At 66.0% G+C, this 13029-nt stretch carries 12 protein-coding genes; 7 read left to right on the top strand and 5 right to left on the bottom strand.

Features of this window, described 5'->3' with window-relative positions; translation table 11 throughout:
• Positions 1–22 precede the first annotated feature (22 nt).
• The gene (locus tag AC3A3L_RS08670; RefSeq protein ID WP_487639591.1) at positions 23–1078 is read left to right on the top strand and encodes an IS110 family transposase; all 1056 of its coding nucleotides are present in this window, start codon (positions 23–25) and stop codon (positions 1076–1078) included.
• Between the two features lie 86 nt (positions 1079–1164).
• Here the strand turns inward: AC3A3L_RS08670 and AC3A3L_RS08665 are convergent, their stop codons facing one another.
• The gene (locus AC3A3L_RS08665) at positions 1165–2535 is read right to left on the bottom strand and encodes a restriction system modified-DNA reader domain-containing protein (protein ID WP_487639590.1); all 1371 of its coding nucleotides are present in this window, start codon (positions 2533–2535) and stop codon (positions 1165–1167) included.
• A 244-nt stretch (positions 2536–2779) separates the two neighbouring features.
• Here AC3A3L_RS08665 and AC3A3L_RS08660 point away from each other — a divergent pair, with 244 nt between their 5' ends.
• The 3 genes from AC3A3L_RS08660 to AC3A3L_RS08650 all read left to right on the top strand — a co-directional run bounded on the left by AC3A3L_RS08660 (position 2780) and on the right by AC3A3L_RS08650 (position 3966).
• Positions 2780–2962 (top strand): hypothetical protein, encoded by a 183-nt coding sequence (locus tag AC3A3L_RS08660; RefSeq protein WP_487639589.1) that lies wholly within the window; start codon positions 2780–2782, stop codon positions 2960–2962.
• Positions 2963–3091: 129 nt separating this feature from the next.
• Complete coding sequence (locus tag AC3A3L_RS08655) at positions 3092–3553, top strand: hypothetical protein (RefSeq protein WP_487639588.1); 462 nt, start codon at positions 3092–3094, stop codon at positions 3551–3553.
• A gap of 5 nt (positions 3554–3558) precedes the next feature.
• The gene (locus AC3A3L_RS08650; RefSeq protein ID WP_487639587.1) at positions 3559–3966 is read left to right on the top strand and encodes a DUF6650 family protein; all 408 of its coding nucleotides are present in this window, start codon (positions 3559–3561) and stop codon (positions 3964–3966) included.
• Positions 3967–4112: 146 nt separating this feature from the next.
• Here the strand turns inward: AC3A3L_RS08650 and AC3A3L_RS08645 are convergent, their stop codons facing one another.
• The 4 genes from AC3A3L_RS08645 to AC3A3L_RS08630 form a co-directional block, all read right to left on the bottom strand.
• A complete protein-coding gene (locus AC3A3L_RS08645) occupies positions 4113–5636 on the bottom strand; it encodes an AAA family ATPase (protein WP_487639586.1) in 1524 nt (507 codons plus the stop codon).
• 402 nt (positions 5637–6038) lie between these two features.
• Positions 6039–7085 carry a DUF4062 domain-containing protein gene (locus tag AC3A3L_RS08640; RefSeq protein ID WP_487639585.1) on the bottom strand — a complete coding sequence of 349 codons (1047 nt, stop codon included), beginning with the start codon at positions 7083–7085 and terminating at the stop codon, positions 6039–6041.
• A 380-nt stretch (positions 7086–7465) separates the two neighbouring features.
• A complete protein-coding gene (locus tag AC3A3L_RS08635; protein ID WP_487639584.1) occupies positions 7466–9055 on the bottom strand; it encodes an MFS transporter in 1590 nt (529 codons plus the stop codon).
• A 115-nt stretch (positions 9056–9170) separates the two neighbouring features.
• Positions 9171–10361 (bottom strand): RimK family alpha-L-glutamate ligase, encoded by a 1191-nt coding sequence (locus AC3A3L_RS08630; protein WP_487639583.1) that lies wholly within the window; start codon positions 10359–10361, stop codon positions 9171–9173.
• A 52-nt stretch (positions 10362–10413) separates the two neighbouring features.
• On the opposite strand from AC3A3L_RS08630, the gene AC3A3L_RS08625 reads away from it, so the two are divergent.
• The 3 genes from AC3A3L_RS08625 (at position 10414) to AC3A3L_RS08615 (ending at position 13017) form a co-directional block, all read left to right on the top strand.
• Positions 10414–10902: an ATP-dependent zinc protease family protein gene (locus tag AC3A3L_RS08625; protein WP_487639582.1), complete on the top strand. Its 489-nt coding sequence runs from the start codon at positions 10414–10416 to the stop codon at positions 10900–10902.
• 100 nt (positions 10903–11002) lie between these two features.
• The gene (locus AC3A3L_RS08620; protein ID WP_487639581.1) at positions 11003–12505 is read left to right on the top strand and encodes a carbohydrate-binding domain-containing protein; all 1503 of its coding nucleotides are present in this window, start codon (positions 11003–11005) and stop codon (positions 12503–12505) included.
• 41 nt (positions 12506–12546) lie between these two features.
• A complete protein-coding gene (locus AC3A3L_RS08615) occupies positions 12547–13017 on the top strand; it encodes a hypothetical protein (RefSeq protein ID WP_487639580.1) in 471 nt (156 codons plus the stop codon).
• Positions 13018–13029 lie beyond the last annotated feature (12 nt).

Raw genomic sequence — 13029 nt, 5'->3', positions numbered from 1 at the left:
CGTCCGGCGAAGGAGAGAACGCATGAACAGTCTGACCGATCTACGCGAGGTGGTCGATGTCGTCATCGGCGTCGACACCCACGTCCACACCCACTCCGCAGCCGTGGTCGACACCGCCACCGGCGGCGTCCTCGACGAGATCACCGTCGACGCCACACCCCAGGGCTATGCAGAACTGGTGGAGTTCGCCAACAACCACGCGGTCTTGCGCGCGTGGGCAATCGAAGGTACCGGTGGCCACGGCGCCGGCCTGAGCCGGCACCTACTGGAGTCCTCGGAGATCGTCATTGAGCTGGACCGCCCGAAGCGGGCCGCGCGTCGCAACGGCGCGAAGTCCGACCCGCTCGACGCGATCCGCGCGGCACGGGAAGTGATGTCCCGATCGCGGTTGGGAACCCCCCGCACCGGCCTGTCGGTGCTCCTGGCCGCGCGCCGTTCCGCGATCAACGCCTCCACGGAGGCCCAGCAGCAGGTCTTCAGCCTGGTTATCGCTGCACCCGAACCGATCCGGGCCAGGTTCCGCGGCCAGAAGCTCGCCGCGATGCTCAACACCGCCGCGGCCCTGCGCCTGCGCTCGTCGTGGGATGTGGAAACGACCAGCACGGTCGTGGCGCTGCGGACCCTGGCCCGCCGCGCGCACGCGATGCTGAAAGAGGCACGCGAGCTGCAGAAGCAGATCGTGGCCATCATCCGTAGCTGGCGTCCTGACCTGCTCGAGGAGTTCGGGGTCGGACCGATCGTCGCCGCGACGGTGCTGTGCGCCTGGTCCCACCCCGGCCGCATCCACTCCGAGGCCGCTTTCGCGATGCTCGCCGGCGTGGCACCCATCCCAGCCAACAGCGGCCAGGTCACCACGCGGTACCGGCTCAACCGTTACGGCGACCGCCAGCTCAACAATGCACTCCACACCGTGGTGCAGAGCCGGATCCAGTACCAGCAAGCCACCCGCGACTACGTCGCCCGCCGCACCGCTGAAGGCAAGACCGGTCGGGAGATCAAACGCTGCCTGGCAGGCTACGTCGCCCGAGACCTCTACCGCCTACTCGAAAACGGCCCGCCGCGGCTTGACGAAGCATAGGAGCGTCGCAATGTCACCGATGCGTGCGGCAGCTCCAAGCGCAGACCCCGAGGGATTGAGCCGCGCAGTCGCCTTCTGCGCGCCTGTCAGGCGGATGTGTATTTGCGAAGCACTTGAAGCATCTGCCGTATCCGACTGACGGTCTGATCGGGAATGGGGTCGGGATTGAAGTGGACGAGATCGTTCCGAACCACTCGTAGTTCTGAAAGACGGACTGCGAACGTGACGCGATCGAGCGGCCACCCCAGAGACTGCCAGTGGGCAGCGTTTTGCAGCAGTCGTTCGTAGTCGCCCATCGTCAGGTCATCGTAGGACTGGAGGTCTCTGTCTCCGGTTTCGTCACACGTGGCGCAGACCTCGGTCATCGTAAAGTTGTCGCTGACTATCTGACGTAGGAGACGGTCCAACTCCCCAATCAAGAAGAACGGCGTCGCCAACTCTCCGTAGGCGCGCACAACGTCGGCGGTCGTCACGATCCCAGTAATCAGATTCGTGCTGTCCTTCACGAAGATAAAGTCGTCTGATTCCAAGAGGGGAAGGACGTCGATCAATTCGGTGTCGAACGGCCTCGTCGAAGCTTCAACGATCGCCCCAGACAAACCTCCGGTCGGATTTGCGTGGCGCTCTCGAGCGATGGACTGCCAAGTGACGGCCCGCGGAACTGATCTCGGACCCGTCATGACAGCCAGCTGCGAGTAATCGTTAAGAAGCATCCGCGTGATCGCTTCCTCGTACGAAGCCTGCGGCGTGATCGATTCAACCCCAAGATTCGCAGATGGAATATTGCCGAGCGTGAGCCCGACGTCGCCGTCGGCGGGGAGGCCCTCGTTCGCGGTCTGACTGCCGGGCTGCGGGTCGCTCTCCTCGATCTGGCGTTCCACGATCGAGACCTCAGAATCGATGCCTGTCTTGAGGAAATTTGGTTCGGTGGTGAGCCCGTGATTCTCAAGATCAGCGGCCAATTGCTCGCTCGCTGCCGGCGTACGGCCAACGGCACCCCACTGAGCAAGAAGTTCCCTGACGCGCACGACTATGGGCATGCCCCCACTTGCTTGAGAGCGCGCGTGGCGAAGAAATTCATGATGAGACTGCGCGTTCCTCGACTCGTCGTCGATACCAAGCTGAGCCATCTCACGACCTGCAACTTGGTCTAGGAGGCGCTGCCGAAGGGCGTCTAGAAATTCGCCATCGGGAGCAATCTGCCAGGCATGCCACCCGTCTAGAGACCCGCCTGCTGCCGCACTGGCCGCTCGAGAGGGGGACGCGAACGCTCGGCCATCAGGAAGGAGCAGCTTGCCGTCGTCGGTGACAGTTGCCCCGTAGGTCGCACCCAGGCGGGGTCGGTAGAAAACAAGATCTGTGCCGGCGCTGATCAGCGACGCCTTCATCAGATCCAGGATGAGGACGCGACGACCGCGGAGTAGGTATGCATCACGACGGCCAGTTGGCTCTGCCACGTACGGAACCTCCAGTGAAGTTCGGGCCTCGGCCGCTGTGCCAGCCCTATCAATGGCTCGACACTAGTCGCTTGACCGGTGTGCCAGGGCCCGTCAGACCGTCTCTTCTGCTGCGACGCTGGGTCGCATGGCACGCCCAGCATGGACCGAAGTCCATCCCAGCTTGGTCCAGCACGGTTGGGCTCAAATTGCCGCACGTGCGCGCCGTTGGCCACGAATCAGCCGGGATGACAGAGTACTGATCATGACGACCTACAGGGCACTTAACAAAGAAGGCGTTGAGATCGGACGCCACGAATCAGAGAACGCCGATGACGCGATTTCGTGGGCGGCGAGCGTTGGGCTTCGCGAGGTCAACCAGATCCAGAAGCAGGATGGCCCCGGTTGGGTCGTAATCTTCAAGTACGACGGGGCGCAAGCGGGATAGCGCCTGCCTTCGCGGCGCAATGTCGAGGCAGCGTGACATCAGGTGTGTCGCACCGCGTATCAGCGGAGGGCTATTGGCCTCTGATGACTGACAAGTCACTACACGTCAGAAGACAGACAGGAATCATCCGTGCACTCTGATCGACTTCTCGTCGCGGTAGCACAGGAGTCTCCGAGCGCTACCCGCGATTGGCTGGACTACGTCGGTGCGTTCTCGGGGCTGGTGGGAGCGCTGCTAGCCGCCGCGGCGATCGGGTACGCCGCGTGGCAGGCAGCTCAGTCCAAACGAGACCTCATACGCGAACGCCGCCTGGAGTTCGAACTGGGGCTCCTCGCCGAAATTCGCCGCCAGATGTCCATCACTCAACTCCAGCACCTATCGGGGTTCGTGGGTGCCCTCATCGTCGATCCCCGCGATGAGACCGACATTCCGCTGCTCCGTGCCGCTATCGGCGTCAAGAGCGGTCCAAAGGGGACCCGCCGTCGCGACGAGCTCGCTGAGTCGGATGGACCCGGTGACCGTTTCTCTAGATGGTTGGCGGAGGCGACGGTCGAGGTAGATGCCGCCATACAGCGACGAATCGAGGAGTGAGTTCGATGTCCGGATCGGACGTAGGGTACCTACAGAACAACCGCCACATCGCCGAGCGACTACTGATCTTCCTGGAGGACAGACGCCTGCTCCGGGATCGCATGGGGAACGAGGACCAGGTCTATTGCCGGAAGTCGGCTGCGGCACTACGCAAGGTGATCGAGAACGAGATGCTGAACGTGCAGGATGGCGGCTTCCTGCTTGACGCCCTCCGAGATCTCAGACGCGCCTGCACCAACTTTGTCAGCGCTGCGGGGCCGAAGTCGCGTGCGTTCGAGGAAGACGATGCGCTCTTCCAATATCACCTTCAGATCCTTCGAGAAGTCTTTGGCCAGCGAGTGCGCCGCATCGTTCAGGAGTTCGACCTTCGCCCGACAGACGAGGTGCAAGAGATCATGAACTTCGCTCCATAGCGTGTCGGCCCGACCAACCGGATCGCGGTCGGCGAATCGCGGCACGATGCCGCGCCCCCGGACGGTCCGCGGCGCACTGACAGTGAGGGTCTGAGTGCAGCGACGGGCCCGCACTGGGGCCGGACGGTCATGCCGATTGCGCTGTTCTACTCGGGAAGTGCAGCCCTCAATGTGCGGCGAAAGCCATCAAGTCCCGCGAGTGCAGGCTGCTCGCGAGCAACGATCTCCAGTAGGGCACGCCCCGAGCGCAAGTGGGTCGCTTGGTCAACAAATGAGGGCAGCACAGATTTGCCTCGCACAAGGGACCATCGCGCTGTGCCCGCGTGGCTATCCCAAATGCCGTGAGCGTCTACAAGCGTTGATTCCAACTCCGCCTCACTAGGTGCCTCCATGCCCGCAACGGCATCCCGCAACCGATCAATGGGCGTTTGCCCCTTCGGGCTGGGCCATCGCAAGGTCTTGGTGCGCAGCATCCGTTGCGCTAGCTCAGCAATTACGTTCTCCTTCTGGTCTTCCAGCAAGCCGTTCATCAGTGCATCCATAGCTTCGTGGGTGGCGAATTCTGGCTTCACGAGCCCTCGATCAATCATGAGTTGTCGAGCGACCGGGTCCGCCAAGAAGACGCCCTCGAAGTCGGCCTGCGGCCACATCGTTACCCGATCAGAGACCGTTGCAGGTACCTCTGGCGCCAGGACGTCCCTGTCAACAACGCCGAGGACCGGAAGCTCGAAAGGAAGCAGTTCCTCAACTTGACGAACGACCCGGGAACGCCCGCCCGCTTCACGGATCGCTGCCCTCCCCAACTGGGGGAACAAAAGCCCGAGCAGTGGTGAATCGCTCTGACCCTCGACTATTAGGAGGAGATCCGACTGTGTGAGGGCGCTGGCGCGGAACCCCGCCGCGCGATACAGATCGAGCCTGTCGTTCTCGTCAGCGACCGGCTTGGGCGATTGCTCATGACTCAGGCGCAAGATCGACGTCGGTGGTATGCGATCCAGAATCGAGGGGCTATGCGTGGCCAGGACGAGCTGGCCCGTGGCACCGACGCCGGCTTCGAGAGCCTGAACGAGGCGCTGACTCAAGCTGGGATGAAGGTACGCGTCCGGCTCGTCGATCAGGACAAGCGAGTGGCCGGCTCCGGCCCGAAGGACCCTACTTATGATGATGAGCGCCTGCCGCTCTCCGCTGGAGAGGGCCTCAACCGGGTGGATGGAACCGTCAGGCGTCTGGATCCGCAAGCGCTCCGGATGTTCCTGGGTCAGATCGAGGAGAGCCTTCGGTGCGATTAGCGAGTTGACCGTGCTTTTGAAGTCCGCCCACCGACTGGCGGCACTCGCGCTGACTTCGCCCGTGCCCTCGCTAGGCAAGGACGCGGCTACGCAAAGCGCCTTGGCGAAGTTCTCGAATTCTTGATCGTCGAGGCGCCCGAAGTTCTGCACTGCGCTGCGCGGCTGCGCGATTGATTGGGCTGCAAGAGCGTCGCTTAGTTGGTTCAGATCTATGCCTTGAGAGTTCGGCGCGAACAGCCGACGTTCCGCGGGTAGGAAAAGAACATTGATGCTTGGATGTGCCGGAGCGAACACCTGGTGCGCCCACACTTCACGGAGGACGGTGAGGTCGGGTGAAGTCGTGCGCTGTATGCCGACGGTCGGATGAAAGGAGGTGTGCACGCTCACTTCCTCGGGGATTTGCGCAGGCCCCCAGCCCACGTCGAGCCCGAACTGAGCGATAGCATCCCGTTCCTCGGGCGTCAGTCGAAGAGTGATAGAAACTCGCCCCTCCTGCCCTTCCCTTGCTGCTGGGATAGTCTGCGACCAGGGGGACAGAAGGCAAGCTAACAACTTGCTCTTTCCTGTGCCATTTCCTCCAGCAAAAGCTGAGATAGGACCGGCCGGGAGCTCAACACGTCCATCGGCGACTCCGCCGATATTTGACGTCTCGACACTGAGAACACGCATACGCAGTGTGTATCACGGCCCGTGCCAGTCACTGGGCGCGTCTTCGGGCACGCGAACGTGTCTCCGGGGCGGTCCGCGGATGCGCCGTCGAGACGTGAGCGTGGTGCGCCCCCGCTAGGTGCTCACGTTGGTTGTGCTGCTGGGTATGGCGCGAAGACTCACGAGGTACTCGTCTCCCGCTGGGGTGAGTTTCCAGTAGACGGCCTTGTCGCTCACCGTGCGCTTCTTAGTGCCAGTAGCGATTAGGCCGAGAGCCCTCAACTGGACGATGATCGCGCCCCACGACCTGTCTGAGATAGCGGCGGCTTCGTTGGATGAGGCTTCCTGCCATCCGCCGTCGGTGTCGTTTCTGATGTCGATCATCATGTGCTTGTTGAAGGTCGCCCGTAGCGATGGTTCAGGGGCCTCGTCGAGCATGAAGGGGCCGAGGACCTCGACGATCTCGTCCCATGTATAGGCCAAATCCCCATCCTCGCGAAAAGTGCCGAGCCGGTTGGAGTACCCCGTGTGCACCAGATCGAGTTCGATGGTTTCGTCGCCGTGCGCGAGTGACTTGTCGAGCGTGGCGGCCGCGGTTGCTGAACTCTCTACTGCTCTCTTCTCGAATTGCGCGATGGTCGCGTGAAGTTCTGCGATCTCAGCCCGCACCTCGGGAGTCATGGCCTGGTCACCGCGCACCCATCCTGGGCGAGGATTGTTCTTGATCAAATGGATCAGACCTCGGGTCACCTTTGACCCTAAGTCTTCAGCATTCGTCCAATCGCGCGTCATCTTGCGCTGGACCTTGTCGCGAAACGCCTTGAGACGTTCCGCCGCGCGGTCGTCCTTATCCGTCTTTCCGACCGGGATCGCTTCGGGATCTCCTGGCACAAACCCCATGACGGGAATGCCGAGTTCCACCGCGTAGTCGTACTCTTTCTCGGTATAACTGACCCCTTCCTCAGTAACCGACCCATACCGGCCGCCGAGGATCACCAAGTAGTAGTCGCTTTGCTCAATGACGCCCCTAATAAGAGTCCACTGGTCCGTGTCACCTGCGGGGAAAAGCTCCATACCAGCCGGGAGGCAGTCCATCTCAAGAAGCGCCTGCATGACCTCGCGGCGCTCGTCGATGAGGTCCGTAAAGGTTGAGCTGATGAACACTTGGTACCGACGCTCCATGGCAGTGAATGCTAGCCATACAGATGGAAGTTGGAGCGGTCGCACCAATTCGTCGTGCTCTCCGCGTGCCATCGCCGAACGTCACTCAGTCTTGGCAAGCCATCCGTTTACACATTTTACGCTTGGCAGTCGCAGTGCAACCGTGAGACACCGTCGGTTCGCCAGCGCGCCGGGGCCGCCCGCCGGCGAACTATAAGATTTCCGGGGGCGTCTGGCGGCGGCCACGACGGACTGGCGCTGCAAAATGTCCGTCTGGATCCATCACGGGCCGCGCTCAGAGCGCCACCACGACGAGGTCCGTGCCGCCTCTCATTGAGGTGCACCTCGACGGAGGCGTAGCGTCGAACAGGTAGCCCATAGTGGGCGGTTGTGACATCGCTTCAGCCGAGCCCTACGTCCTCAATATTCGTCGACGGCGTAGGATCCGGCAGCCGCATCATCCGGAACGCGACGCCAACCCCAGCAAGTGCAGCAAGCAGCGCGACGAGCAGCGCCACCTGGAGCGCAAGATCCCGGGCGTCGTCGTTGATCCCGAGCACCTCGTCCTGGATGTCTTGGGGTTGCCCGACAAGCAGCTCCGTGAGCTGCGCGTCGCTCATCACCTGCGCGTCGTCCTCGAGGACCGTGGCGACGCGCTCCTGGTCGTCCGGAGGCAGCACGCTGCTCGACTCGGCCATGTCCGTGAAGGAGATCGACAGGGTGGCGAGCATGATCGCGCCGGCGAAGGCGAGGCCGAAGGACAGGCCAAACGAGCCGGTCGCGGACGTGACGCCCGCGGCCTCGCCGACCCGGTCCTCCGAGAGCGGGGCGAGGGCGTAGTTGTTCAGCTGCGAGGCGAGGAGGCCGAGGCCGGCGCCGGCGAGCATGAGCGGCACCACCAGGTGCCAGCCGGAGTCCGCCCGGGGCACCAGGAGGATCAGGCCGATGATCGACGCGGAGAGGAGGACGAAGCCCGCGCGGACGATGCTGCTGGCCCTGCGCCGCCCCGCCCGCTTCCCGGCGAGCAGCGCGACGACGAACATCGTGAGCGACAGCGGCGCGAGCGTGATGCCCGCCTGCAGCGCGTTGTAGCCCCAGACGAGCTGCAGGAAGATCGGCAGCGCGATGAGCAGGCCGCCGAGCGCGACCTGCTGGAGGAAGATCTGCGTGACGCCGGTGCTGAACAGCTTGGACGAGAAGAGGCCCGGGTCGAGCAGCGCGGGCTTGCCGTCGCGCTTGCGCCGGCGCAGCCAGGTCACGAGGGCACCCATCGCGACGGTGCCGATCCCGAGGAGCAGCAGGACGTACTCGCCGCCCTCCTGCCACGCGAGGACGCCGACCACGAGGCCGCCCATGCCGATCACCGAGAGGAACGCGCCGGTGAGGTCGACTGACCGGTCCCCGGTGTACGGCACGTCGCGGATGCCGCGGCTGCCCAGGAGCACCGCCCCGATGATGAGCGCCTCCAGCAGGAAGCCGACGCGCCACGACAGCAGGGTCGTGACGAAGCCGCCGATCAACGGGCCGATCGCGGCGGCGATCGCGCCGGACGCACCGACGAGGGCGAACACCTTGGCGCGGGTCTTCCCCTCGAAGTTCCCGTGGATCAGCGACTGCATCGCCGGGAGGTAGAGCGACGCACCGAGCCCGCCGAGCACCGCCCAGAAGACGATGATCGCGGTGAGGCCCTGCGCGAAGACCATTGCGAGTGCCCCGACGGCGTAGAACACCATGCCGAGGACGAACGCGCGCTTGCGCCCGAACAGGTCGCCGACCTTGCTGCTGATCAGGATGAACGCCGCCGAGACCAGCGCCTCGATCGCCACGGCCGACTGGACGCCGCTCACCGTCGTGTCGAGGTCCTCCACCACGGCCGAGATCGAGACGTTCATGAACGACGTGTCGATCACGAAGACGAACATGGCCGCCGCCAGGAGGATGCCCTGGACCGGGGTGCCACCCGTGTCGTCGGTTTCTTCAGCAGGAGCCATGGGATCACCACGCCGTCGGTGCCGTGGCGACGTCCGAGCATCGCCGGGGGTTCAGAGGCACCCATGGTGGAGCGGGCTCGCGCCCCCGGCATCACCCGCAGCGAAGGACCGTGGGCTACGCGCTCTCGGGCGGCAGGTGCTTCTTCATCAGGCGCCGGACGCGCTTCTGCTTGCGGTCCGGGATCATCGACCGCATCTCCTCGAGCTTGCCGAAGCAGAGCAGCCGGTCCTCGCCCTCGAGCACGGTCTTGTTGCGCGGGTTGGGGATGACGTGCGGGCCTCGGTGGAGCGTGAGGACGGTGATGTCGCGCTCGTCGAGGCCGGAGTCGCCGAGCTTCTTGCCGACCATGTCGGAGCCGGTGTGGACGACGATCTCGGCGACGCCGTAGCCGGTCGAGACGGTCAGCCTCTGGCGTACGTCGATGTCGGGGAAGGCGACCTGGTTGTCGATGTAGTCGATAATCGCGCCGGCGACGTCGAGCTTGGTCGCGCTCTCGATGCCCTCCAGGCCGGGCGAGGAGTTCACCTCCATCACCTGTGGGCCGCGGCGACCCTCGAGCATGTCGACACCGGCCACCCGCAGGCCCATGATCTGCGCCGACCGGACGGCCACCCGCTCGAACTCCTCGTCGAGCTCGACCGCCTCGACGCTGCCGCCGCGGTGCACGTTGGAGCGGAACTCGTCGCCCTGCGCGACCCGCCGCATCGCCGCCACGACGCGGTCTCCGACGACGAGGGCGCGGATGTCGCGGCCCTTGCTCTCCTTGACGAAGCGCTGGATGAGCACGTTCTGCCGGGTGCTCTGCAGCGTCTCGATGATCGCCTCGGCGACCTTGATCGTCGGTGCGAGGATCACGCCGATCCCCTGGGTGCCCTCGAGCAGCTTGATCACCACCGGTGCGCCGCCGACGCGCTCGATCGCCGGGATCACGTCGGCGCGGTCGCGGACGAAGGTCGTCGCCGGCATCGGGATCTCGTGGCGCGACAGGATCTGCGTCGCGCGCAGCTTGTCGCGGCTGTTGGCGATGCCGTAGCTGGTGTTGGGCGTGTAGACGTCCATCTGCTCGAACTGCCGCACGACGGCGGTGCCGAAGTAGGTGATCGAGTTGCCGATGCGCGGCAGCACGGCGTCGTACGTCGACAGCTGCTTGCCGCGGAAGAGCAGGTCGGGCTCGTCGCTCGAGAGGTCGATGCCGAAGCGGAGCGTGTTGAGCACCTTCACGTCGTGGCCACGGTCCAGGGCGGCCGTGCGCAGCCGCTGCGTGCTGTAGGACCGCGGGGCCCGGGACAGGATGGCGAGCTTCATGGTCAGTCATCCAACCACCTGCCTGGAGCGCGCCACCTGCCAAGATGGGCCCGTGGACCCTGCCGCCGAGCCGACCGATCCCGAGAAGGTCGTCGTCGGCTGGCGCGAGTGGGTGGCGCTGCCGCAGGCCGAGGTGGCGTGGGTCAAGGCCAAGATCGACACCGGCGCGCGGTCGTCGTCGATCCACGCCTTCGACCTCGAGGTGGTCGAGCAGGATGGCCACGAGTGGGTGCGCTTCTCGATCCACCCGTGGCAGCGCTCCGACGAGGACCACGTCGAGCTGAGCCTGCCCGTGCTCGACATGCGCGAGGTGCGCTCCAGCAACGGCCAGGTCGAGAAGAGGTACGCCATCGCGCTCGACGTGACGCTCGCCGGCCGCACCATCACGACCGTGATGACGCTCAGCAACCGCGACGAGATGGGCTTCCGGATGCTCATCGGCCGCGAGGCGCTCGAGCGCGGCTTCCTGGTCGACTCGTCGCTGTCGTACGCCGGCGGGCGACCGCGCCGGGCCGTCCGCCGGAAGAACTGGGGCAAGTAGCCCGTCGGCTCACAGCCGACGCACAAGGTCAGCCCACGGGGCGGACAGGTGAGGCGCACACGATCGGGGCATCCGACCTCGACCGAAAGGCCGCACCTCCATGCGACTCCTCCCCCTCCGCCGGGCCGCGGCCGGGACCCTGGCCGCCGTCCTCCTCGCCGGATGCGGCACGTCCGTCACGAGCGACACCGCCTCGTCCACCTCGAGCGGCACGACCGGCTCGGCTGTGTCGGCCGTCTCCGGCACGACCGTCGAGGACGTGCTCGACGAGGACATCGCCGTCGAGACCGGCGAGACCGACTACGACGAGGCCGACGCGACCACGATCACCCTGTCCGGCACGACGGCCACGGCCGACAGCGACGCCGTCAGCGTCGCGGACGGCACCGTCACCATCTCGGCCGCCGGGACCTACGTCCTCAGCGGCGAGCTGACCGGTCAGGTGGTCGTCGACAGCGCCGGCAACGGCGTCGTACGCCTCGTGCTCGACGACGCGACGATCACCTCCGAGACCGGCGCTGCGATCAACGTCGTCGACGCGCAGTCCGTCGTGGTCGTCCTGGCCGACGGCAGCACCAACGCCCTCGCCGACGCGGCGACGTACGACGACACGTCGGAGGACGCGCCCACCGGCACCCTCTACTCCACGGCCGACCTGACCATCGGCGGCACCGGCTCGCTCGAGGTCGCCGGCAACAGCAACAACGCGATCGTCGGCAAGGACGGCCTGGTCATCACCGGCGGCACCATCGACGTCACGTCGGTCGACGACGGCATCCTCGGCAAGGACTACCTCGTCCTCACCGACGGCACCGTCACCGTCGACGCCACCGGCGACACCTTCAAGTCCGACAACACCGAGGACGCCGGCGCGGGGTTCGTGCACATCGCCGGCGGCGAGCTCACCGTCACCTCGCAGGACGACGGCATCAAGGGCGTGCAGGTGCTCATCAGCGGCGGCACCGTCGACGTGACCGGCTCGAACGAGGCGCTCGAGGGCTCGCTGATCGTCGTCGACGACGGGGAGGTCGAGCTGCACGCCGCCGACGACGGCGTCAACGCCGCCTCCTCCGAGGACAGCGCGTCGGCCGATGGCCAGCCCGGCCAGATGGGCGGCGGGATGGCGGCCGACGACTCGGTGAACCTGTACGTCAACGGCGGAACGCTCGAGGTGTGGGCCAGCGGCGACGGCCTCGACTCCAACGGCGACGCCACGATCACCGGCGGCGAGGTCACCGTCTACGGCCCGACCACCGACGGCAACGGCGCACTCGACGTCAACGGCACCTTCGACGTCAGCGGCGGCACCCTCGTCGCCACCGGCAGCGCCGGGATGATGGTCGCCCCGTCGACCGACTCAACCCAGGGCTGGATCGCGACCGCGCTCGACACCACCGCCGCGGCCGGCTCGGAGGTCGTCATCACCGACGCCGACGGCGCCGAGGTCGCGACGTACACGCCCCGGAAGGACTTCGCCTCCGCCGTCCTCTCGTCCGCCGACATCACCTCCGGCGAGACCTACACGGTCACCGTCGACGGCACCGCCACGACCGTCACCGCGGGCGAGGCGCCCGCCGGCGGGCACGGCGGGCCCATGGGCTGACGCCCGCCCCGACCTCTCCACTCCGACACGAAGGAACCCACATGACCGAGAACTCCCTCCCCACCCCGCCCGCCGCCGGCGACGAGCCCGCACCGGCGTACGACACCCCTCCCGCTCCCGCCCGCCGCACCTGGCGCGACCGGCTCCCCAGCCGCCTCCCGTCCGGCCGGAAGGCAGTGGCCGCGGGTGCCGTGGTCGCGGGCCTCGTGATCGGCGGTGCCGGGTTCGGGGCCGGGTACGCCGTCGGGGACGACGGGTCGGGCGACACCGCCACCACCCAGACCGGCTCCGGCTGGGGGGACCGCGGGATGCCGGGCGACGGGCGCGGACCCCAGGGCGAGATGCCCGATGGAGGCCAGATGGGCGGCCAGATGGGCGGCATGCCCGGCGGCGGCACGACCGACGGACAGGGCGGCACGACCGGCCAGGCGCCCGACTTCGACGGCGACGGCCAGCCCGACACGGACAGCGGGTCGTCGGACTCCACCACCGGCTCGGCGCTGAACAGCTGACCCACGATCCGC

This window comes from Nocardioides sp. Soil_C_8, from assembly GCF_057656315.1.
Note: the sequence above shows the minus strand (reverse complement) of the source record. Positions and strands in the feature narration are given on the sequence as shown.

Excerpts from the sequence above, each read along its gene's own strand:
- AC3A3L_RS08670 (WP_487639591.1), top strand. The coding sequence starts at position 23 with ATGAACAGTCTGACCGATCTACGCGAGGTGGTCGATGTCGTCATCGGC.
- AC3A3L_RS08615 (WP_487639580.1), top strand. The coding sequence starts at position 12,547 with ATGACCGAGAACTCCCTCCCCACCCCGCCCGCCGCCGGCGACGAGCCC.
- AC3A3L_RS08635 (WP_487639584.1), bottom strand. The coding sequence starts at position 9,055 with ATGGCTCCTGCTGAAGAAACCGACGACACGGGTGGCACCCCGGTCCAG.
- AC3A3L_RS08630 (WP_487639583.1), bottom strand. The coding sequence starts at position 10,361 with ATGAAGCTCGCCATCCTGTCCCGGGCCCCGCGGTCCTACAGCACGCAG.
- AC3A3L_RS08660 (WP_487639589.1), top strand. The coding sequence starts at position 2,780 with ATGACGACCTACAGGGCACTTAACAAAGAAGGCGTTGAGATCGGACGC.
- AC3A3L_RS08650 (WP_487639587.1), top strand. The coding sequence starts at position 3,559 with ATGTCCGGATCGGACGTAGGGTACCTACAGAACAACCGCCACATCGCC.
- AC3A3L_RS08640 (WP_487639585.1), bottom strand. The coding sequence starts at position 7,085 with ATGGAGCGTCGGTACCAAGTGTTCATCAGCTCAACCTTTACGGACCTC.
- AC3A3L_RS08620 (WP_487639581.1), top strand. The coding sequence starts at position 11,003 with ATGCGACTCCTCCCCCTCCGCCGGGCCGCGGCCGGGACCCTGGCCGCC.